General features: G+C 63.3%; 20 protein-coding genes. 11 read left to right on the top strand and 9 right to left on the bottom strand.

Going from position 1 to position 21,897, the window contains the following annotated elements; translation table 11 throughout:
- Window positions 1–131: 131 nt before the first annotated feature.
- From NCG91_RS13560 to NCG91_RS13525, 8 genes are all read left to right on the top strand, one after another.
- Entirely contained in the window at window positions 132–905 is a 774-nt protein-coding gene (locus NCG91_RS13560; RefSeq protein ID WP_251350059.1) for a sulfite exporter TauE/SafE family protein, read from the top strand.
- An 81-nt stretch (window positions 906–986) separates the two neighbouring features.
- Entirely contained in the window at window positions 987–2,675 is a 1,689-nt protein-coding gene (locus tag NCG91_RS13555) for a nitrite/sulfite reductase (protein WP_251350058.1), read from the top strand.
- A complete protein-coding gene (locus NCG91_RS13550) occupies window positions 2,668–3,228 on the top strand; it encodes a DUF934 domain-containing protein (RefSeq protein WP_251350057.1) in 561 nt (186 codons plus the stop codon). Before NCG91_RS13555 ends, NCG91_RS13550 begins: the two co-directional genes overlap by 8 nt.
- A gap of 9 nt (window positions 3,229–3,237) precedes the next feature.
- On the top strand, window positions 3,238–3,954 hold the full coding sequence (locus NCG91_RS13545; RefSeq protein WP_251350056.1) for a phosphoadenylyl-sulfate reductase: 717 nt from the start codon (window positions 3,238–3,240) through the stop codon (window positions 3,952–3,954).
- 40 nt (window positions 3,955–3,994) lie between these two features.
- Window positions 3,995–4,906: a sulfate adenylyltransferase subunit CysD gene (gene cysD, locus NCG91_RS13540; RefSeq protein ID WP_176390377.1), complete on the top strand. Its 912-nt coding sequence runs from the start codon at window positions 3,995–3,997 to the stop codon at window positions 4,904–4,906.
- Complete coding sequence (locus tag NCG91_RS13535; RefSeq protein ID WP_251350055.1) at window positions 4,906–6,222, top strand: sulfate adenylyltransferase subunit 1; 1,317 nt, start codon at window positions 4,906–4,908, stop codon at window positions 6,220–6,222. Before cysD ends, NCG91_RS13535 begins: the two co-directional genes overlap by 1 nt.
- Before the next feature lie 28 nt (window positions 6,223–6,250).
- Window positions 6,251–7,015: a uroporphyrinogen-III C-methyltransferase gene (gene cobA, locus NCG91_RS13530; RefSeq protein WP_251350054.1), complete on the top strand. Its 765-nt coding sequence runs from the start codon at window positions 6,251–6,253 to the stop codon at window positions 7,013–7,015.
- 248 nt (window positions 7,016–7,263) lie between these two features.
- The gene (locus NCG91_RS13525) at window positions 7,264–7,914 is read left to right on the top strand and encodes a hypothetical protein (protein ID WP_099665037.1); all 651 of its coding nucleotides are present in this window, start codon (window positions 7,264–7,266) and stop codon (window positions 7,912–7,914) included.
- Here the strand turns inward: NCG91_RS13525 and NCG91_RS13520 are convergent.
- The 4 genes from NCG91_RS13520 to lptF are packed head-to-tail and all read right to left on the bottom strand — an operon-like array spanning window position 7,911 to window position 11,594.
- Window positions 7,911–8,879, bottom strand: coding sequence for a Stealth CR1 domain-containing protein (locus NCG91_RS13520; RefSeq protein ID WP_251350053.1), 969 nt, complete (start codon window positions 8,877–8,879; stop codon window positions 7,911–7,913). The two genes, NCG91_RS13525 and NCG91_RS13520, sit on opposite strands and share 4 nt — an antisense overlap.
- Window positions 8,876–9,283, bottom strand: coding sequence for a sirohydrochlorin chelatase (locus tag NCG91_RS13515; protein WP_099665039.1), 408 nt, complete (start codon window positions 9,281–9,283; stop codon window positions 8,876–8,878). The genes NCG91_RS13520 and NCG91_RS13515 overlap by 4 nt, the downstream gene beginning before the upstream one ends.
- A complete protein-coding gene (gene lptG / locus NCG91_RS13510) occupies window positions 9,283–10,452 on the bottom strand; it encodes an LPS export ABC transporter permease LptG (protein WP_251350052.1) in 1,170 nt (389 codons plus the stop codon). The genes NCG91_RS13515 and lptG overlap by 1 nt, the downstream gene beginning before the upstream one ends.
- Window positions 10,449–11,594 (bottom strand): LPS export ABC transporter permease LptF, encoded by a 1,146-nt coding sequence (gene lptF / locus NCG91_RS13505; RefSeq protein WP_077401100.1) that lies wholly within the window; start codon window positions 11,592–11,594, stop codon window positions 10,449–10,451. Before lptF ends, lptG begins: the two co-directional genes overlap by 4 nt.
- 67 nt (window positions 11,595–11,661) lie before the next feature.
- Between lptF and NCG91_RS13500 the strand changes: the two genes are divergently transcribed.
- Window positions 11,662–13,155 carry a leucyl aminopeptidase gene (locus NCG91_RS13500; RefSeq protein WP_251350051.1) on the top strand — a complete coding sequence of 498 codons (1,494 nt, stop codon included), beginning with the start codon at window positions 11,662–11,664 and terminating at the stop codon, window positions 13,153–13,155.
- Between the two features lie 96 nt (window positions 13,156–13,251).
- Here the strand turns inward: NCG91_RS13500 and NCG91_RS13495 are convergent, their stop codons facing one another.
- The 4 genes from NCG91_RS13495 to NCG91_RS13480 are packed head-to-tail and all read right to left on the bottom strand — an operon-like array spanning window position 13,252 to window position 14,864.
- Entirely contained in the window at window positions 13,252–13,779 is a 528-nt protein-coding gene (locus tag NCG91_RS13495; protein WP_251350050.1) for a hypothetical protein, read from the bottom strand.
- A gap of 10 nt (window positions 13,780–13,789) precedes the next feature.
- Window positions 13,790–14,260 carry a CreA family protein gene (locus NCG91_RS13490; protein WP_251350049.1) on the bottom strand — a complete coding sequence of 157 codons (471 nt, stop codon included), beginning with the start codon at window positions 14,258–14,260 and terminating at the stop codon, window positions 13,790–13,792.
- A 33-nt stretch (window positions 14,261–14,293) separates the two neighbouring features.
- Window positions 14,294–14,482, bottom strand: coding sequence for a DUF1653 domain-containing protein (locus tag NCG91_RS13485; protein WP_034782199.1), 189 nt, complete (start codon window positions 14,480–14,482; stop codon window positions 14,294–14,296).
- Between the two features lie 10 nt (window positions 14,483–14,492).
- On the bottom strand, window positions 14,493–14,864 hold the full coding sequence (locus NCG91_RS13480; RefSeq protein WP_034751548.1) for a phiTE_015 family protein: 372 nt from the start codon (window positions 14,862–14,864) through the stop codon (window positions 14,493–14,495).
- 569 nt (window positions 14,865–15,433) lie between these two features.
- Here NCG91_RS13480 and xth point away from each other — a divergent pair.
- A complete protein-coding gene (xth, locus tag NCG91_RS13475; RefSeq protein ID WP_251350048.1) occupies window positions 15,434–16,198 on the top strand; it encodes an exodeoxyribonuclease III in 765 nt (254 codons plus the stop codon).
- Window positions 16,199–16,373: 175 nt separating this feature from the next.
- On the opposite strand, the gene NCG91_RS13470 is transcribed toward xth, so the two are convergent.
- Complete coding sequence (locus NCG91_RS13470) at window positions 16,374–20,036, bottom strand: sensor domain-containing protein (RefSeq protein WP_251350047.1); 3,663 nt, start codon at window positions 20,034–20,036, stop codon at window positions 16,374–16,376.
- Between the two features lie 212 nt (window positions 20,037–20,248).
- Between NCG91_RS13470 and prpR the strand changes: the two genes are divergently transcribed.
- On the top strand, window positions 20,249–21,874 hold the full coding sequence (prpR, locus tag NCG91_RS13465; RefSeq protein WP_251350046.1) for a propionate catabolism operon regulatory protein PrpR: 1,626 nt from the start codon (window positions 20,249–20,251) through the stop codon (window positions 21,872–21,874).
- The last annotated feature ends 23 nt before the right edge of the window (window positions 21,875–21,897 follow it).

Raw genomic sequence — 21,897 nt, 5'->3', positions numbered from 1 at the left:
GCCGAGTTTCCGCCCCACCCATGATTTTGCGTTCATGCATATACGCATATCGCATATAAGCAAATGCGTACTTAGTAGTTTGGATTAAACGCCAAGTTTATTACTATTGCGGGTACTTTGGGGGTGAAAGCATGACTTTGTCTTATATAGTCTCAGGATTTGCCGTAGGATTACTCGTAGGAATGACCGGCGTGGGCGGCGGTTCGCTGATGACGCCGCTGTTAACCTTGCTGTTTGGCGTGCCGCCTTCCGTGGCCGTGGGTACCGACCTGGCCTTCGCCTCGATCACCAAGAGCGCCGGCACGCTGACGCACCGCCTGCGCGGCACCATCCGCTGGGATATCGTCAAGCGCCTGTGCATCGGCGCCCTGCCCGCTGCCGTCGTCTCGACCCTGGCGCTGAAATCGTTCGGCACCCTGTCGCCGGAAATCGGCCAGATCATCCGTTACTCGATCGCCGGCTCCGTGCTGCTGACCGTCGTGGCGCTGATCTTCAAGGGCCGCATGCTGGCCTGGATCAATGCCCACCCCGAGAAACAATTGCAAGATAACAAGCTTGCCGCCGCGACCATTATTTCCGGCGCCGTGCTGGGCGTGCTGGTGACGGTGTCGTCGATCGGCGCCGGCGCCATCGGCGCCACCCTGCTGGTGATGCTGTATCCACGCATGAGCTCAGCAGAAGTGGCGGGCACCGATATCGCCTACGCCGTGCCCCTGACGGCCATCGCCGCCCTGGGCCACTGGTGGCTCGGCTCCATCCACTGGGAATTGCTGGCCTCCTTGCTGGTCGGCTCCCTGCCCGGCATCACGCTCGGTTCCTGGGTCGCCCGCTCCGTGCCGGAAAAGTTTTTACGAGTGCTGCTGGCGATGACCTTGACCGGCGTGGCAGTGAAGCTAATCTATTAATTACCGAACAAGTGACAAGAGCAGTATCAAGAACATAATCCCAGGCAATCTTCCAGCACCCCGGCTTTTTTAGGAATTGATATGTACCACTACGATCAGTACGACCACCTCATCATCAAAGAACGCATCGCCCAGTACCGAGACCAGGTTGCGCGCCGTATCGCCAATGAGCTGACGGAAGAGGAGTTCATTCCGCTGCGCCTGCAAAACGGCCTGTACATGCAACGCCACGCCTACATGCTGCGCATCGCCGTGCCGTACGGCTTGCTGTCGTCGAAGCAGATGCGCATGTTCGCGCACATCGCGCGCAAGTACGACCGCGGCTATGGCCACTTCACGACGCGCCAGAATATCCAGTTCAACTGGATCGAGCTGGAGCAAACCCCCGATATCCTGACGGACCTGGCATCGGTGGAAATGCACGCGATCCAGACTTCCGGAAACTGTATCCGCAATACAACATCGGACCCGTTCGCCGGCGTCGCCGCCGATGAAATCATCGATCCGCGCCCGTACGCGGAAGTGTTGCGCCAATGGAGCACCTTCCACCCCGAGTTCATCGCCCTGCCGCGTAAATTCAAGGTCGCCATCAATGGCGCCGAAGAAGACCGTGCCGCCATCGCCGTGCACGATATCGGCTTGACGGCCGTGCGCAACGAAGCTGGCGAAGTGGGCTTCAAGGTGATGGCAGGCGGCGGCATGGGCCGCACGCCGATCCTGGGCAGCGTCGTGCGCGAATTCCTGCCGTGGCAGCACTTGCTGACGTATATCCAGGCCATCATGCGCGTGTACAACCTGCATGGCCGCCGCGACAATAAATACAAGGCGCGCATCAAGATCCTGTTGAAAGCCATCGGCGTGGAAGAATTCACGCGCCAGGTGGAAGCGGAGTGGGTCGATCTGAAAGATGGCCCGGAAACCTTGAGCGCCGAGGAAATGCAGCGCGTGGCGGACTTCTTCAATCCGCCCGCCTACCTGGCCCTGGCGGAACTCGACTACAAGGTGGAGCACGCGGATAACAAGGCGTATGTGAACTGGCTGGCGCGCAACGTCAAGCCGCACCAGCGCCCCGGCTACGTGGCCGTGGTACTGTCCCTGAAGAAAACGGGCGTGCCGCCGGGCGACGCGACGGCCGAGCAGATCGACTTCGTGGCCGACCTGGCCGACCGCTACAGCTTTGGCGAACTGCGCGTGACGCACGAGCAAAACCTGGTGCTGGCCGACGTGGAGCAATCGAAACTCTTTGCACTGTGGCAAGAAGCCAAGGCGCACGGCCTGGCCACGCCGAACATCGGTTTGCTGACGGACATGATCTGCTGCCCCGGCGGCGACTTCTGCTCGCTGGCCAACGCCAAGTCCTTGCCGATCGCGGCCGCCATCGCGGAACGCTTCGACAGCATCGACTTCCAGCACGACATCGGCGAGATCGAACTGAATATTTCCGGCTGCATCAATGCCTGCGGCCACCACCACGTGGGCAGCATCGGCATCCTGGGCGTCGACAAGGATGGCAGCGAATGGTATCAAGTGTCGATTGGCGGCGCGCAAGGCAACAACGCGGCCATCGGCAAGATCATCGGACCATCGTTCTCTTCCCTGCAGATGCCTGAAGTCATCGGCCGCCTGCTGCACGTCTACGTGCGCGACCGCCACGAAGGCGAGCGCTTCGTCGATACGGCCCAACGCCTGGGCCTGGCGCCGTTCAAGGAACACGTATATGCAACGCCGATCACCGTCGGCAACCTGGTGGGAGAAGACGAATATGTTTGAAGTACGCGAAGAAATCATCAAGAATGCCGCCGTGGTGCCGAATACCTGGGGCTTGCTGCGCCTCGATGAAAACGACACGCCGGAAACGGTGGTCGTTCCGGCCGGCAAGGTCATCGTGCCGTTGCTCGTTTGGCAAGCCCAGCGCGCAACCCTGTCCGCGCGCCTGCCCGACATCGGCGTGTGGCTGGCCAGCGACGAGCGCCCGGAAGAACTGGCGGCCGACGTGGCGCAACTGCCCGTCATCGGCGTGGATTTCCCGAAATTCACGGATGGCCGCGGCTATTCCATCGCCTTCAACCTGCGCGCCCGCCTGGGTTTCCAGGGAGAATTGCGCGCCATCGGCGACGTGCTGCGCGACCAGCTGTTTTCCATGCACCGCGTCGGCTTCGATGCGTATGCGACGCGCCCGGACCGCAGCATCCATGACGCGCTGAAAGGTCTGTCTGTCTTTTCGGAAACCTACCAGGCGTCGTGGGATCAAAAATCGCCGCTGTTCCGCCGCCACCAGCGCGAAGGCCAGAATCCTGACCTCGACAACGCGGCCGGCATCTGAGGGCCCATCATGAGCGATCTGACTTCTTTGATACACGCCACCGAGCAAACGCTGACACGCATCGCCGCGGATTTTTCGCCGGCCGTGTTCGCGTCCAGCCTGGCAGCCGAAGACATGGTGCTGACCGACATGATTCTCAAGGCGAAGCTGCCCATCGGCATCTTTTCCCTGGAAACGGGCCGGCTGCACCAGGAAACCCTGGCCGTGCTCGACAAGGTCAAGGCCCGCTACGACCACGACATCACCCTGTACCGCCCGCAGCCGGAAGCCGTGGCCGCCTACGTGGAACAGAACGGCTTGAACGCGTTCTACAATAGTGTCGAAATGCGCCGCGAATGCTGCCGCATACGCAAGGTCGAACCGCTGGGCCGCGCCCTGGCCGGCAACAAGGCCTGGGTGACGGGACAGCGCCGCGCCCAGTCCACCACGCGCGCCGAATTGCACGTGCAGGAAGAGGACGCCGCGCATGGCATGACGAAATTCAATCCGCTGGCCGACTGGTCGGAAGAAGACGTGTGGGCCTATATCCGCGCCAACGACGTGCCCTACAATGCGCTGCACGACCAGGGCTACCCGTCGATCGGCTGCGAACCGTGCACGCGGGCCGTCCAGCCTGGCGAAGACGTGCGCGCCGGACGCTGGTGGTGGGAAAACCCGGATTCCAAGGAATGCGGCCTGCACATGGTGGACGGCAAATTGATACGCATCAAATCCGTGGCAGCTTGATCAGACACAACAGATACAGCAGAACAAGAAAGCACCCTATATGAGCAATATTTTGAACCAGCGTCACCTCGACAGCCTTGAATCGGAAGCCATCCACATCATGCGCGAAGTGGCGGCCGAATCGGCCAACCCTGCGCTGCTGTTTTCCGGCGGCAAGGATTCCGTCGTCCTGTTGCGCCTGGCCGAGAAAGCCTTCCGCCCAGGCAAGTTCCCATTTCCCCTCGTGCATATCGACACGGGCCACAACTTCCCGGAAGTCATCACTTTCCGCGACAAGAAGGTGGCGGAACTGGGCGAGCGCCTGATCGTCGGTTCCGTGGAAGACTCGATCAAGCGCGGCACCGTGCGCCTGCGCAACCCGGCCACGGATTCGCGCAATGCGGCCCAAGCCGTGACCTTGCTGGAAACCATCGCCGAACACGGTTTTGACGCCTGCATCGGCGGCGCCCGCCGCGACGAGGAAAAGGCCCGCGCAAAGGAACGCATCTTTTCCTTCCGCGACGAATTCGGTGCCTGGGACCCGAAAGCCCAGCGTCCGGAACTGTGGGACCTGTATAACACCCGCGTGCATCCCGGTGAAAACATGCGCGTCTTCCCCATCTCGAACTGGACGGAGCTGGACGTGTGGCAATACATCGCCCGCGAGAAATTGGAATTGCCGCCGATCTACTTCGCGCACGAGCGCCAGGTGATCCCGCGCAACGGTTTATTGGTGCCGCTGACGGATCTGACGCCGCCGCGCGAAGGCGAAACGGTGGAAACGCAAGTCGTGCGCTTCCGCACCGTGGGCGATATCTCGTGCACCTGCCCCGTGTCATCCGATGCGGCGACGGTCGACGCCATCATCGCCGAAACGGCAATCACGCAAATCACGGAACGGGGCGCCACCCGCATGGATGACCAGACGTCCGAAGCCTCGATGGAAAAACGCAAGAAAGCAGGGTATTTCTAATGAACGCAGCAATCCAGAACACCAATCTCACCGACAGCGTCGAACGCGGCATGTTGCGCTTCATCACGGCCGGTTCCGTCGACGACGGCAAGAGCACCCTGATCGGCCGTCTGCTGTTCGACAGCAAGGGCATCTTCGCCGACCAGCTCGACGCCATGTCGCGCTCCAAGCACAAGCGCACGGTGGGCGACACGGTCGACCTGTCGCTGCTGACGGACGGCCTGGAAGCGGAACGCGAGCAAGGCATCACCATCGACGTGGCTTACCGTTACTTCGCCACGCCGAAACGCAAATTCATCATCGCCGACACGCCCGGCCACGAGCAATACACGCGCAACATGGTGACCGGCGCATCGACCGCCGACGCCGTCATCATCCTGATCGACGTGTCGAAAGTCAAACTGGGTGACGATGGCAGCGTGGAACTGTTGATCCAGACCAAACGCCATTCGACCATCGCCCATTTGCTGCAGATCGAGCACGTGGTCGTGGCCGTCAACAAGATGGACCTGGTCGACTACGATGAAACGGTCTACAACCGCATCGTGGCCGCCTACCGCGAATTCGCCCAGTCGCTGGGCTTGAAGGATATCACGCCGATCCCGCTGTCCGCCTTGACGGGCGACAACGTCGTCGAACGCGGCGACAAGCTGGGCTGGTACACGGGCCCGACCCTGATCGAGTTGCTCGAATCGCTGTCCGTCTACGACGAATCGCACGACACGCCGTTCCGCTTCCCCGTGCAGCTGGTGGCGCGCCACAATGGCCACGAAGCGAACGACTTCCGCGGCTACATGGGCCGCATCGAAGCGGGCAAGGTCAGCATCGGCGACACCCTCGTGGTGCAGCCCTCGGGCCAGACGGCCACCGTCAAGGATATCGTCACCCTGGACGGCTCGCTGCCGACGGCCGTGGTGGGCCAGTCCGTGACCTTGCTGCTCAATGAATACCTGGATATTTCGCGCGGCGACTTGCTGGCGAGCAACGATCGCCCTGCCACCCTGCTGAAACAGGTGGTGGCCGACGTGTGCTGGCTGTCGGAAGACGCGCTGGACCTGCGCCGCAAGTACTGGATCAAGCACGGCACGAAACAGACGGCGGCCAAGGTGACGGCGATCGAATCTATCCTTGACATCAACACGCAGCAGCGCCACCCGGCCGAAGGCTTGAAGCTGAACGACATCGCCCGCATCAGCCTGAACGTGCAGCAGGCGCTGGCGGCCGACGCGTATGCCGATATCCGCGCCACGGGTGCGTTTATCCTGATCGATGAAGTGACCCACCAGACGGTCGCGGCCGGCATGGTCCGGCTCTAACCCCGTATCGTCCAGGAAAGGCAGCCATATGAACAGCTCCCCATCTCTCCCCGGCAAGGTCTACCTGGTCGGCGCCGGCCCCGGCGCGCAAGACCTGATGACCTTGCGCGGCGCGCGCCTGCTGGCGCAAGCGGACGTCGTGCTGCACGACGCGCTGGTCACCGAAGAGATGCTGGAGCTGTGCCCGCAGGCGCAAAAAATCCTGGTCGGCAAGCGCTGCGGCCAGCTATCGACGGCACAGGCGTTCATCAACAAGCAACTGGTCGACAACGCGCGCAAGCACGCCGTCGTCGTGCGCCTGAAAGGGGGCGATCCCATGCTGTTCGGCCGCGCCGACGAGGAATTGCGCGCGCTGGAAGAGGCGGGGATCGCCGTCGAAGTGGTGCCCGGCATCACCACGGCCCTGGCGGCCGCGGCCGCGACGCAGCAGCCGCTGACCAAGCGTGGCGTGTCGCGCAGCGTCGCCTTCTTTACGTCCAGCACGGCGCCGGGCGAACCGGACCAGACGCGCATTCCCGACTGCGATACCCTGGTGCAATACATGGGTGGCCGCGAAGCCATCGCCACGGCCCAGCGCCTGCTGGCCCAGGGCCGCCGTGCCGACACCCCGGTGGTGGTGATTGAAAACTGCAGCCGCCCGGACCAGCGCATCGTGCGCCTGCCGCTGAGCAGCCTGGCGCATGGCCTGGGCGACACCCACGGTCCCGTGCTGGTGATGCTGGGCGACGCCATGGCCACGCGCGCGCACCAGGTCACGGAAGCAGCGGTCGCCATTCTGGCGCGCCATGCTTGAATAAACACACCGTATTTTACCGACTTTAAAGTCAGTAACTGACGTCTTCCGAGGAAACATGATACGATGCTCACGCATCTTTTCTCGAGAAGTTGTTGCGTGATAGCAAGAAAATCACGCTTCGCCCCGCCATAGCGCTTGTTGCGCGGCCTCCCGGCTGACGGGAGCCGCCCGGCAATCTCCCCGAAAAAAGCTGCGCCCGCAGGCTGCAATACCGCGCCGCGCAACTTGAGCCGTCACAATCAACAATGAATTTCTCTTCCGTGCGCGAAGCCCTGACTTCGCTCAGCCGCAGCAATGCCGGCGTCGCCGGCGCTGTGCTGCTCAGCATGCTCGCCTCCATCGCCCTGTGGACGGTGTTCCCGAATATCGACGATGAAAACCACTTACTGGAATGGCTGCAGGCGCTGTTCCTGGCCCTGGCCTGCACCGTGCACGGCACGCGCGCCTGGCAAGAGACTGACCGCCAATCCTTGCGTTTCCTCATGCATGCCGGCTTGTCTGCCCTGCTGTTCGGCTTCCTGTTGCGCGAACTCGATATCGACCAGTTCGGCACGGCGCCCGCCTGGGCGCAGCTGGAAAAAGCCCTGCGCGTGGTGGAATTGCTGATATTGATACGCGTGCTGATCTTTTTCGCACCGCGCGCGCGCAAGGTATTTGCCCATGCGCCGCAGATTTTCAGCATGCGCATCACCATCCTGACGGCCATCGGCGGCTTGCTGATGGTTGCCGGCTGGCCCTTCGACAAGAAGGTCTTCCATGGCATGCCGGACGCCTATGCGCTGCTGGGCGAGGAAGTCTTCGAACTGGGCGCCTATCTGCTGCTGTTCCTCGCTTCGCTGTCCGACAGCGCGGCCGCCGCCCGCATCAGCCTGGCGCCGAAGACAAAGCTGGCCTAGCCCAGTTCAAACGAGGATGGCAGCGGCAACAGCCGCTGCAAGGTAGCGGCCACGCGCAACAGGCGCGGGTCGTCGTCCTCGGCCTCGTCGCAGGTATCGTTGATACAGAAAAACGGCAAGCTGCCGAAACGCGCCGCCAGCTCCTCGAGCTGCTGCGGCGCCTGCGCATCGCCGCTGGCGATATGCAGCGGGTCGAGCATGCGCGAGCGCGCCAGCCCCTGATGCACCATCCAGCGCGGCACCAGGTCGGGCAGCAAGGCCGGCACCTGCCACGAGCGGAACACCGTCGCGCGCACGCCGGCAAACATGGCCGGCGCCAGCCCTTCCAGTACATGCAGCGCGCTTTTCAGCATGGGCCGCGGCGCATGCGCATACAAGCGCGGTTCATGCCGGTAATCGGCGTACTGCGCCGACAGCCATTGCCGCGACAAGGTGGCGCAATTGACGGGCGCCGCCACATCGGCGCGCAAGCCCTGCAACTCATCCTGCAGCGTGCTCTCCGTGAAAACGCTCAAACGTCCGTCCCCTTCCCCGCCAAACCAGAATGCGGGTTCGAACGGCGCGCCGAAAAACACGTCGTCGTTCAGATACAGGAAACGCTCGGACAGACCCGGAATATGGTGCAGATACGATTCGATATGGCCGGAATCGAACACCGGCAGGGATGCATCGGGCATCAGGCTGGCATGGTCGATCACCGTCAGGCGCGATGAGGCGCGCAGCCAGCGGGGCACTTGCCGGTCCGTCAGCAGGTAGACATGGCCGTGGCCGGGGAAGAAGCGCTCGAGCGCGCGCAGGTTGTAGCGCAGTTCGCCATTGTCGCGGTAGCGCCCCGCCACGTTGCCGTGCAGGGCCAGCTGGCCGGGATGCGCCTGCGCCCAGGCGGCATATGCCTGCTGCCGGCGCGCGCGCCAGGCGGGATCGGCGCCGTCCACCCACAGGTAGACGATGTCGATGCCGCTCAAGGCAGAGGGCTGGAGCCTGGCGCCGCCACGCAGTAATCGGCGATGGCGGCAAGCACGCTGGCGTTCTCGCCCACCGCCTCGACCACCTTCAGGCGCAGTGCCGGATGCTGCTGGCGCAATTCTTCCAGCAACAGCGGCAAGTCGCGCAGCACATGTCCGCCCTGCCCCAGGAACACGGGCACCACGGTGGCGTCCAGGATGGCGCCGGCGGGCAGCTGGGCCAGCAGGGTCGCCACCAGTTCGGGCAGGCGCGGCGACATCAGCTCCAGGAAGGCCAGGTGCACGCCGGTGCCGGGCATGCGCGCCTGGGTCAGGTCGCGCAGGCGCTCGAAGGGCGCAGCCCACGATGCGGCGCGCGCGCCATGGGCAAACAGGATCAGCGCCTGCTGCACGTTCGTCTCCATCAGTGCCGCTCCACCCACCACAGGGCGCCCAGCGCCAGCAGCAGGTACAGGGCGCTCGGCGCCACCGCCGTCAGAAAGGCCGGCCAGGTGCTGAGCAGGCCAAGATGCGAGAACAGGGTGTTGACCAGCATGAAGCTCACGCCGATCATGATGCCGATGAAGATCTTCAGGCTGATGCCGCCGCTGCGCGTATGCATGTAGGCAAACGGCAGCGCCAGCGCCATCAGCACGAAAATGGCCAGCGGATCGATCAGTTTTTTCCAGAAGGCGATGCGGAAACGCTCGGTTTCCTGCTTGTTCTCGGCCAGGTGGCGCGTGTACACGGCCAGTTCGCTGGCCGACATGCGCTCGGGATCGGACGCCGACACCGTCAGGATCTTCGGCGTCACTTCCGACGTCATGTCCTTGCTGGCGCTTTGCACCGTGCGCACCAGGCTCGTTTCCTGCCCATAGTAGTTCGCCAGCTTCGGCTCGAAGCCGGGCGAGGCGGCCGCGCTGTTCGAGAACGACGTTTCCGTCACCTCGGTCAGGCGCCAGATATTATTGCCCTGATACGTAGCTCCCTTGGCCACGGTCAAGGTGCGCAAACGCATATCGGTGTCAAATTCATACAGCTTGACGTTTTTCAGCTGGCCGTCCGGACGCGCTTCGCCGACATTGAAAAAGCGCGAACCGGTGACGGGGCCCGTCAAGCCCTCGCTCTTGACCATGTCCTTGGTCCACAGGCCGGAGCGAAACTCGCTCGACACGGCCGCGCCGCGCGAGGTCAGCTTGAGGCGTTCGGCCAGCGGTTCCGTGCGCGGCGTGATCAACTCGCCGAAGATGAAGGTGATGACGACGAAGACGATACCGATGCGGAACAGGAAACCGGCCGCCATCGCCGTCGACATGCTCGATGCGCGCATGATGGTAAATTCGGAGCTGGCGGCAAACTGCGCCATCGTGTAGATGGTGCCGATCAGCGCCGCGATCGGCATCACCTCGTACACGTGTCCCGGCACCAGCACCAGCACGTACAGGAAGGCATACTGGATGGTGTAACCGTTGCGCCCCACCTTGGGCAGTTCGCCCGTCAGGTCGATGAAGGCTTGCAGTGCCAGGAAGGCCAGCAGCACGAACAGCACCGCCTGGAATATCGAGACCGCAAAATAGCGCTGTAAAATCTTCATTTCGATGCCGCTTTACTTGTGTTGCCGGCGCGGCGCGCGCGCTTGAAAGCCGCCAGCAGGACCAGCGGATGATAGCGGTGGTTCACATTCAGGCGCCACGCGAACAGCCCCACCACGGCCAGCGCCGCCAGCAGGTGCAGCGGCCACCAGGCCAGGCCGAAGGTCAGCCGGCCCTGCTTCACGCTCGCTTCGATGACCTTGATCAGGTTGCTGTACGTAAAGAAAATCAGCAGGGCGATGATCAAATTGGTCGAACTGCCGGCACGCGGATTGACAAAGCCCAGCGGAATGGCCAGCAGGATCAGCATCAGGCCGATCAGGGGCGCACTGACCCGCCACAGCAGTTCGGCCATGGTGTAGGGATTCGGTTCGGCGATGAGCGCCATGGTGCTCATGGCGCGCACGCCCAGTTCCGCGCCCAGTTCCTGCTGCTTGCTCTCGATGCGCATGATGTACTGCTCGAATTCCATGGTCTGGAAGTCCGCCTGCGTCGGCACGCCCTGGTAGCGGCGGCCGCTCTTGAGCACCAGGAAGCGTTCGCCCTTGGCGTCGGTGTTGATCACGCCTTCCTTGGCGACGACGACGACGGCGCTGCCTTTTTCATCGACGGTATTGACGAAGACGTTCTGCACCACGGTCTTCTCGCCGCTGACGCCCTCGACGAAGAAGATGCGGTTGCTGCCGGCCGATTCGCGGAACTGGCCAGGCGTGACTTTCTGCAGGTCTTCGCGCTTCTCGAAGCGCGCCACGTATTCATCGCTCTTCTTTTGCGCCCACGGCGTGGCGTACAGGCTCAGGATGCCGGTGGCCAGCACCAGCGGCAAGCCGAAGCTGAGCACGGGCCAGATCCAGCGCGACAGGCTCAGGCCGGACGCGAACCACACCACCATCTCCGACTCCTTGTAGCTGCGGGTGACGACCATCAGCACCGAGATGAAACCGGTGAGGATGAGGATGGTGGGCAGCTGCATCAGGGCGGAAAAAACCATCAGCGACATGACGTCGGACGACGCGATCTTGCCGCCCGCCGCCTTGCCGAGAATACCGATCAGCATCCAGGTGAGCAGGATGCTGAACAAAACTGTGAAGGTGGCCCCGGCGGCACTAGCCAATTCACGTCGAAGGGCGCGTTGAAAGATCATTCGGAGTTTATAATTCGGGTCAGTTAGTTGAGTAACACGTTACTAGTAAATGAAAACGGAGAACCAAATGGACTTTAGCATAAAAGCATTCGATACCAAGAGCACCCTCGGCACGGCCAAAAGCGGATGCATCGCGGTTGCGGTATTCGAAAACAAAAAACTGTCGCCAGCGGCAAAATCGCTGGACAGCAAGGGTGCGATTTCGGCTGCGCTGAAGTCCGGCGACATCAGCGGCAAGCCTGGCAGCACTTTGCTGCTGCGCGCAGTCGATGGCGTCGCCGCCGAACGTGTTCTGCTGGTAGGCATGGGCAGCGATGACGCTGTCAGCGAAAAAAGCTTCACGACCGGCGTGCAAGCCGCACTGAAGGCCTTCGGCTCGCTGGGCGCTGCGGACGCCATTATCGCATTACCGCTGACTGAAGTGAAAGAGCGCGACGTAAATTGGGCAATCCGTTGCGTGGTGCAAGCCGCACATGACAGCGAATACCGCTGCGACTCGCAAAAAAGCAAAAAAGATCCGGCACCGGCAGGCGTGCGCAAGATCGTCCTGGCGGCGCCGGCGACAAGCGCCACGCGCGGCGCGCTGGCGCAAGCCATCGCCATCGCCAACGGTTCCGACCTGACGCGCAACCTGGGCGACCTGCCGGCGAACATCGCCAATCCGACCTACCTGGCCAACACGGCCAAGCAGCTGGCCAAGGATTACAAGTTCGAAGTCGAAGTGCTGGACCGCAAACAGCTCGAAGCGCTGAAAATGGGCAGCTTCCTGTCCGTCACCAACGGCAGCGAGCAGCCGCCGAAGTTCATCGTCCTGAAACACATGGGCGGCAAGGCCAAGGATGCGCCGGTGGTCCTGGTCGGCAAGGGCATCACCTTCGACACGGGCGGCATTTCGATCAAGGCCGGTCCTGGCATGGATGAAATGAAGTACGACATGTGCGGCGCCGCCTCGGTCCTGGGCACCTTCCGCGCCATCGGCGAAATGAACCTGAAGCTGAACGTCATCGGCGTCATCGCCGCGTGCGAAAACATGCCGTCGGGCCGCGCCACCAAGCCGGGCGACATCATCACCTCCATGAACGGCCTGACCATCGAAGTGCTGAACACGGACGCCGAAGGCCGTCTGGTGCTGTGCGACGCGCTGACCTACGCCGAACGCTTCAAGCCGGCAGCCGTGGTCGATATCGCCACCCTGACGGGCGCTTGCGTCGTCGCTCTGGGCCACCACAACAGCGGCCTGTTTACGCGCAGCGATGCGGCGCATGACCAGCTGGCCAACGAATTGCTGGCAGCGGGCAAGCAGTCGAGCGACACGGCATGGCGCATGCCGATCGAAGAGGCGTACAACGAGCAGCTGAAGTCGAACTTCGCCGACCTGGCCAACATCGGCACGCCAGGCGGCGGTTCGGTGACGGCAGCGGCCTTCCTGGAAAACTTCACCAAGAAGTACACCTGGGCGCATCTGGACATCGCCGGCACGGCGTGGAAGTCGGGCGGCTCGAAGGGCGCGACCGGTCGTCCCGTCCCCCTGCTGACGACGTTCCTGATCAACCGCGTGTAAGTTGACGCTTGCCGGTGGCATTTCGCTACTGGCAGCGCCAGGCACAAAAAACCGCCAGGTCTTGCGACCATGGCGGTTTTTTTATGTACGTTTGAATCAGTAGACGACGGGATTAGGCAGAGGCGATGGCGCCACTTTGGGCTGCACCACCGTTTCAGGCACGGCGGCCGCGGGCGGCGGCGCTGAAATCGGCGCGGGCGGCGGCGCCAGGCGCGCGGGATCCTGCATGACGATGGTCAAAATGGATGGGTAGTCGAAACCGGCGCCCGTGTTGCGGTCGACGAAATAGCCGACGCCCAGGGTCAGGATGACATTGCCCCAGACGCTGCCATTAAGCTTGGGATCGATGTGGTCGTCCGTCGCGATGGCGGGCGAACCGTGCTTGCGGCAATCGACCTTCAGCGGTTCCTGGCTCTTGCGGATAGTGATGCGCCCGGGCGTGGTAACGAACCATTTGCCCACGTCGTTGCTGAGGATGCAGCCGGCGCCCGTCAACTCGCGGTTGTCCTGGATGGTTTGCACCAGCACCATTTGCTCGGTGTTGCCCGTCAGCGTGGCGCAGCCGCCCAGGCCCAACAGCAGCAGCGTCCTGGCGGCAAAGGGAGCAGACAGCGGCACGCGCATGGGAGCTCGCTTAACGGACGGGAATCGGCTGGTCGCCAGGCACGGCGACGGCGGTGACGCTGTTTTTCGGACTGCCTTCGATCAGGCGGTCGGAATACACGAGGTAGACCAGCGCATTGCGCTTGCTGTCGACCATGCGCACGACGCGCACGTGCTTGAAGAAGATCGAGGCACGCTCGGTAAACACTTCTTCCTGGCGCGGCAGCTTGCCCTTGAATTGCAGCGGCCCCACCTGGCGGCACGCGACGGCCGCATCGGCCTTGTCTTCGGCCAGGCCGACGGCGCCCTTGATGCCGCCCGTCTTGGCGCGCGACAGATAGCAGCTGACGCCGGCGACGCGCGGATCGTCATACGCTTCGACGACGATCTTGTGGTCAGGGCCGATCAGTTTGAACACCGTGTCGACCGAACCGATGGTTTCGGCCCGCGCCGCGGCGCAGGCAAGGCCCAGCACCAGAGCGGCAGGCAGCAATTTACGCATGAAGAGTATCCCGGGCACGCACGCAGGCGGCCATCAGTTGATGGGAGCGAAACGCTGGACCATGACGCCTTCGACTTCGATCAGTTGAAAGAACACGTCTTTCGGCCTGGTCCAGATGGAACCGTCGGCGGCGCGATACACGATCATCGGCGTCAGATCCGCTTCCAGCGTGGCTTCGCACACCAGTTCATAAATGCCGCCCTTGTAGTGCCGATAACGCATCGCCGCCCCCTCAAGCCGTGGAATCTTCGCTCTTGTCGTCGGCCAGTGCCTTCTGCTTCTGCTTCAGGCCCTGGATCACTTTCAGTATGCCTTCCATGCCGGCCGCGCCATCGGCGCCGCTGAAGGCGTCGAGCACCTCATTGAGCACCTTGTTGCGCACGGTCGCTTCATCGGAAGACATTTCCAGCGCGCGCTGGGCTTTCGCCGCCTTTTCGGCCGCGCTCACGCGCGGCTTGGCAGCCGTCTTGCCATGCGTCAGAGCAGCCTGCCAGATAACCCAGCGGCGCTGGGTCTCGAAAATCAGGTACTCATCCGGTTTGTCTTCTCTTCGCCGCACAATGTGGCCGTCACGCTGCGCCCACGCTTCAAATGCAGTTCGCATTTTCTTCCTTTGCAAATGCTACGCGCAAGTCTCACTATTAAAACTGCAACATTTCAAAATAGTACCATCTATTGATGTCGCAAAACAGTCTCATAGATATAGTACTGCAATTTATATAACAAGTCTGGCGGCGCCAAGGACGGAATTGACACTCCGTCCCCGGCACAGTGGTCATGTAATCGGAATAGCAATTACAACTAATTACAACTGCTTCCTGTTCGGTTCTTAACTTGGCTGTAACAAAGCCGTATGACACAGTTGTTACACGGTGCCATTTTAGTAGTTTTTATCGCGTTTTAGCGAGAAACTTTACACCTTTGTCGCGTTAAACGGCCAGACGCATCCTGCCGCGCCAGCCACTTATGCCAAATCAAACATAGGGGTTGATCAATGATACACAAAAACATAATATTCATGCGCCACGATTGGTTAAGTATAAATATTTTATTTGCACTCTTATTCCCGGCAAGTAAATAAAGCCCGCACCGGCCAGGCAGCGCAGGACGCCGGCGACACGCATGCGGTAAGATTCGCGCCTATCGATACCTATTCAAGCAAGGATTTTTCCCATGAAACTCGCCACCTGGAACGTCAATTCGCTCAAAGTGCGCCTGCCGCAAGTGCTGCAATGGCTGACGGACAACCCGGTCGACATACTCTGCCTGCAAGAAACCAAGCTCACGGACGACAAGTTCCCCGTCGCCGAAATCGAGGCGGCCGGCTACCAGGTGGTCTTCAGCGGCCAGAAAACCTACAACGGCGTGGCCATCCTGTCGAAGCTGCCGATCACCGACGTGGTGAAGAACAACCCGCGCTATGAAGATGCGCAGCAGCGCATCCTGGCCGCCACCGTCAAAGGCGTGCGCGTCGTCTGCGCCTACGTGCCGAACGGCCAGAGCATCGATTCGGACAAGTACGAGTACAAGCTGGGCTGGCTGGCCGCCCTGCACGACTGGCTGGCCGAAGAAGCGCAGCAGCACCCGCAACTGGCCGTCGTCGGCGACTACAATATCGCGCCCGACGACCGCGACGTGCACGACCCCGTCGCCTGGGCCGGCCAGGTGCTGGTCTCGGACAAGGAACGCGCCGCCCTGCAGCGCCTGTTCGACATTGGCCTGACGGACGCCTTCCGCCTGTTCGAGCAGGCGGACAAATCGTTCAGCTGGTGGGATTACCGCCAACTGGGCTTCCGCCTGAACAAGGGCCTGCGCATCGACCACATCCTGCTCTCGCCCGCCCTCGCCGCCCGCTGCACGGCCTGCGTCATCGACCGCGTGCCCCGCAAATGGGAACAGCCGTCCGACCATGCGCCCGTCGTGGCCACCATCGACTAGATAAGGCGCGCATCATCGACAGTGGAGCACTCGCCCCGCAAATGGGAACAGCCGTCCGACCATGCACCCGTCGTGGCCACCATCGACTAGACAAGGCGCGCATCATCGACAGTGGAGCACTCGCCCCGCAAGTGGGAACAGCCGTCCGACCATGCGCCGTCGTGGCAACGATTGATTAACTAGCGGCTATCCGCTCCAGCAAGGCCTGTGCGTTCACGGCAGGCACGGGCGCGGAAAACAGATAACCCTGCGCATAGCGGCAGCCGTTCGCCTGCAGCAGGGCGAACTGCTCTTCCGTCTCCACGCCCTCGGCCACGGCCGACAATTGCAGGCTGTCGGCCAGCGCGATGATGGCCGCCACGATGGCGCGGTCTTCCCCGCTATGTTCGAGGTCCTTGATGAAGGCGCGGTCGATCTTGACCTTCTTCACGGGGAAGCGCTTCAGGTAGGCCAGGCTCGAATAGCCGGTGCCGAAATCGTCGATCGACAGGCGCAAGCCCATGCCATTGATCTGCCGCAAAATCTCCAGTGTATGCTCGCCGTGCTGCATCAGCGCCGTCTCGGTGATCTCGAATTCCAGCAGCGCCGGATCGATGCCCGTTTCCCGCACCACGGTCCCGATGGCAGCCACCAGGCCCTTGTGCATGAACTGGCGCGGCGACAGATTCACCGCCAAGGGAACGGGCTGCAAGCCCTGGCGCTGCCAGGCCATGCTTTGCTCGCACGCCTGGCGCATCACCCACTCGCCCACCGGCACGATCAAGCCGTTTTCCTCCATGATGGGGATGAAGCGGTCCGGCAGCACCAGGCCGTGGCCGGGACGGCGCCAGCGCAGCAGCACTTCCATGCCGTGCAGCCGGCGCGTGGCGATATCGATGACCGGCTGGTAAAACAGCTCGAACTGCTGCAGCGCCAGCGCCGTGCGCAAGCTGCTTTCCAGGTCGAAGTGCAGGGCCGCCGCCTGGTTCATCGTCTGCGTGAAGAACTGGTAGTTGTTGCGGCCATTGCCCTTCGCGTGGTACATGGCCGCATCCGCATGGCGCATCAGCGCATCGACATCGCCGCCATCGTCCGGATACAGGCAGATGCCGATCGACGGCGTCACGTGCAGCACGTGGCCGTCAAGAGGAAAGGCAGGTGTCAGCGCCTCGATGACCTTCTCGGCCACGTGCGCCGCTTCGTCGCTGCCGCGGATGCCCGGCACCAGCACGACGAATTCATCGCCGCCCAGGCGCGCCACCGTGTCGCTGGCGCGCACGGCGCCGCACAGCCGGGCGGCCACTTCCTTGAGCAGCAGGTCGCCCGTCATGTGGCCCAGCGAATCGTTGATGGTCTTGAAGCGGTCCAGGTCGATGAACATCACGGCCAGCTTGCGCCCGGAGCGCTGCGCGGCCAGCATGGCCCGCTCCAGCCGGTCCGACAGCAGCGCGCGGTTCGGCAAGCCCGTCAGGTTGTCGTGGTACGCCATGTGATGCACCCGCGCCTCGGCCTGGCGCCGCTCGACGATCTCGCCCTGCAGCAGCAGGTTGGCGCCGGCCAGTTCGGCCGTGCGCTCCTGCACGCGCAATTCCAGCTCGTCGCGCGCGCGGCGCACCGCCTCGGCCGCCTCGCGGCGCGCCGTCACGTCGTCAACCAGCCACACGGAACGGCCATGCGCATGCGCCAGGTCAAATGGCCGGCCGGACAGGCGCGCCCAGAAGCGGCTGCCATCCTTGCGCACCAGCTGGTATTCGGACATGTGCACTCTGCCCGCATCGAAATCGCGCGCCGTCTCGCCGCGCGCCGCCTTCCACGCGGCCACGTCGGGATACAGGGCCTGCACCGACAGGCCGTTGATCTCGCCGGGTCCATAGCAGAACAGCTCTTCCATCTTGCTGTTGGCGCGCAAATTGTGGCCGCCCTCCACCACCGAGATGCCCAGCACGGCGCTGTCGAGGATGGCCTGGTTTTCCAGCAGCGCGTTGCGCAGGGATTCTTCGGCGCGCTTGGCTTCCGTGCGGTCCTCGATGATCCAGATGGTGCCGGCGGCGGGATCGTCGGGATTGACGACATAGGCGATCAGCTGCGCCCACAAGGTGCTGCCGTCGCGGCGCATCATTTCCACTTCCGTCTGGAAGGGCTTGGCCACGGACAGGAAGGGAAAGGCCGCCGCGCCCAGCAATTCGTAGGATTGCTGCGACACGTACAGCGCGCGCCCGGGCAAGCCCAGCGCCTCGTCGCCGCTGTAGCCGAACATGGCGGCAAAGCCCAGGTTATAGCGCGTGATCTGGCGGTTCTTGGTATACAGGATGCTCACCGAGGCATTCGTCATGATGGCCGCCACTTCCATCTGCGTCTGGCGGCTGGCCGTGACGTCTTCCAGGATCCAGATGGCGCCCTGCTCGCTGTGCGCCTGGTCGACGGCCTTGGCGCGGATGCGGCACCAGAACAGGCTGCCGTCGCGGCGGCGGAACAGCGATTCATCCTGCTCGTACGGCAAGCCCTGTCCCAGCAGCGGCGTGGCTTGCACGCCAAACGCCTCGTAGGCGGCGGGAGAAGGAAACAGCTCGGCGGCGGGCAAGCCCGTCATCTCCTCCTGCGCGTAGCCGAACATTTCGGCGAAGCGGGGATTGCAGCGCAGGACCAGGCGCGAACGGGAAAACAGGATGCCGACGGAGGCATTGTCGAGGATAGCCTGCTGCTCCAGCATCAGCTGGCGCGTCGCCTCCTCGGCCGCCTTCTGCGCGCTGCGGTCGTCGAACAGCCAGATCGTGTCGCGCAAGCCGCGGTCCGTCTGGCTCTCCGGATTCAGGACATAGCCATACGCCAGCGCCCAGAAAGTGGAACCGTCGCTGCGGCGCATCTCCATCTCGCCCTGGAACGGCTGGCCGCGCCGCAGCAGGGGCGAAGCCTGCCTGACGACATTTTCATACGCCGCGCGCGACGGATACAGGTCGGCGACGGCCATGCCCACGCCGCTGTCGCCATCGAAGCCGAAGCATTCGGCGAAGCGCCGGTTATAACGCAGCACGCCCTTGTCGCGCTGAAAACCGATGGCCAGGGGCGCGTTATCCATCACGGCCTGCATTTCCAGCATGGCGCGGCGCAGCTGGTCTTCATCGCGCCGGTGGTCGCTGATATCCTCGATGATCCAGACCGTGCCGTCATGCGTATTGAGGGGATCGACGGCGCGCCCGTGCAGGCGGCTCCAGAACAAGCTGCCGTCCTGGCGCCGCAATTCCAGTTCGGTGCGGTACGGCTTGCCTTTCGACAGCAGCGGCGCCGCTTCCAGCCCCAGGGCGCGGCAATGCTCGGCGGAGCGGTACAGCACCGCGCCCGGCATGCCCGTCAACTGGTGGCGCGCGTAGCCGAGCATCTCGGCGGCGCGGATATTGCACTCTTCGATGAAGCCGCCCTTGGAAAAGACGATGCCGACGGCCGCGCTTTCCAGGATGGCCTGCTGCTCGAGCAAGGTCTTGCGCAAGGCTTGCTGGTCGCGCTGCTGCACGCGGATGTCGGCAAACACGAGGGTCGCGCCGGGCAAGCCATCGTCCACCAGCAGGGGCCGGGACCAGACCTGCACGGCGATGGCGCCCGCCGCCCCCTCCAGGCTGCTGTCCCAATGCCGTTCGCGCCCGGCCGCACCGAGCGCGCCGCGCAGCATGCTGGTGCTCGACGCGCAGTAAGCGTCCGTAAAGCAGTCGGCCAGCAGCCGGCCCGCGATATCCCGGCCCAGCAGGGCCTGCAAGGCGCCATTCGCCGCCACCACCATGCCGCAGGCATCGCAGGCGCAGGCCGGCAAGGCGATCAGTTGCAAGGCATCGGCGATGAAATCGGGACTGGTCGGTACGCGGTTCATGGACACCATGGGACGGTTAAGGACAAGATAAACATGCGCCTGGGAAAAGGATTCCTACAAGCATCATGGTGCTGCTAGATCATAAACCAGTTTCCCACGGTTTTTTCATATTCCTTATTGGCAATATCTGAAACACCACAGACCACCTGCAACACGCCCGTTGCAACGCCGTTGCATGGCTGGAAATTGAAACAAATCGTTTAGAATAAAGCATGCGCCGCCCTCCCCAACCTCCGCTCGACCACCGCGACAAACCTGTCATCTGGACCGTCTCCGTCTCGCGCCTGTTCGATCTGTTCCGCGACATCACGCTCGAATACGACGACCTGGCGACGATCGAACCGATCAACCTGGGTTTCGACGACGCCGTGCGCCACATCCGCGAACGCATGGCCACCGAGCGCTGCGACGCCGTCATCGCGGCCGGCTCGAACGGCGCCTACCTGAAAGGCCGGCTGTCGGTACCCGTCATCATCGCCAAGGCCAGCGGCTACGACGTGATGCAGGCGCTGGCGCGCGCGCGGCGCATCTCGCCGCACATCGGCGTCGTCACCTACCAGGACCCGATGCCGGAACTGGCCGAATTTGCCGCCACCTTCGGCTTCCAGATCGCGCAGCGCACCTACGCCACAGAGGAAGACGCGCGCGCGCAGATCAATGAACTGAAGGCAGCCGGCGTCAAGGCCGTCGTCGGCGCGGGGCTCGTCACCGACCTGGCCGAGGAAGCGGGACTGGCCGCCGTCTTCGTGTATTCGGCCACGGCCATCCGGCGCGCCTTCGACGACGCGCTGGAACTGGCGCGCCTGACCCAGATCGAATCGAACCGCGGACGGCGCGCGGTGGTGGCCGACACCCTTCGCGCGCGCCACGGCCTGCACGATTTGCGCGGCGAATCGGAAGCGATGGAAGCGCTGCGCCAGTCGGTGGTGCTGTATGCCCGCTCGCCGGCGACGGTGCTGATCCAGGGCGAGACGGGCAGCGGCAAGGAACTGGTGGCGCAGGCGATCCACCGTGAAAGCCCGCGCAGCCTGGGCGCGAACCGACCCTTCATCGCCATCAATTGCGGCGCCATCGCCGAATCCCTGCTGGAATCGGAACTGTTCGGCCACGAAGATGGCGCCTTCACGGGTGCGCGCCGGGGCGGCCATGCGGGCCTGTTCGAAGCGGCCAACCACGGCACCCTGTTCCTCGACGAAATCGGCGAAATGCCGCTGGCCCTGCAAACGCGATTGCTGCGCGTGCTGGAAGAGCGCGAAGTGGTGCGCGTGGGCGGCACGCGGCCCATCGCCATCAATGTGCGCATCATCAGCGCCACCCATTGCGACCTGGAACAGCGCATCCGCGAAGGACGCTTCCGCGCCGACCTGTTCTACCGCCTGGCCGTGCTGCGCCTGCATTTGCCCGCCTTGCGCGAACGCGCCAGCGACATTCCCGGCCTGGCCGAATGGTCGCTGAAAAACGCGCTGGCCGCGCTGGGCGCCCGTCCGCATCCCAACCTGCACGCGGAAATCCAGGCTTGCGCGCCGCTGCTGCGCCGCTACGACTGGCCCGGCAACGTGCGCGAACTGCGCAACCTGGCCGAACGCCTGGCGCTGTTCCTGGCCGCCGAACCGCTGCAGGCGCTGACGCCCGCCTTCGTGCTGGGCGTGGCGCCGGAACTGGCCAACGCTGCCGGCACGGCGGCGCTGCCGCCGGCGCCGGCCGCCGCCGTCGCACCGCGCCTGGAAGACGAAAGCGCCAGCGCCGTGCTGGCGCGCTTCGGCGGGCGCCGCGACGCCGCCGCCCAGTACCTCGGCATCAGCCGCACTACCTTGTGGCGCCGCCTCCGCGCCGGCTGATTTTTCCAACCAGACAAAAAACA

Origin of the sequence: Janthinobacterium kumbetense (assembly GCF_023703445.1) — a bacterium.
In the GTDB taxonomy this organism is placed as follows: domain Bacteria; phylum Pseudomonadota; class Gammaproteobacteria; order Burkholderiales; family Burkholderiaceae_D; genus Janthinobacterium; species Janthinobacterium kumbetense.
This window is presented reverse-complemented; position numbering and strand designations above follow the sequence as displayed.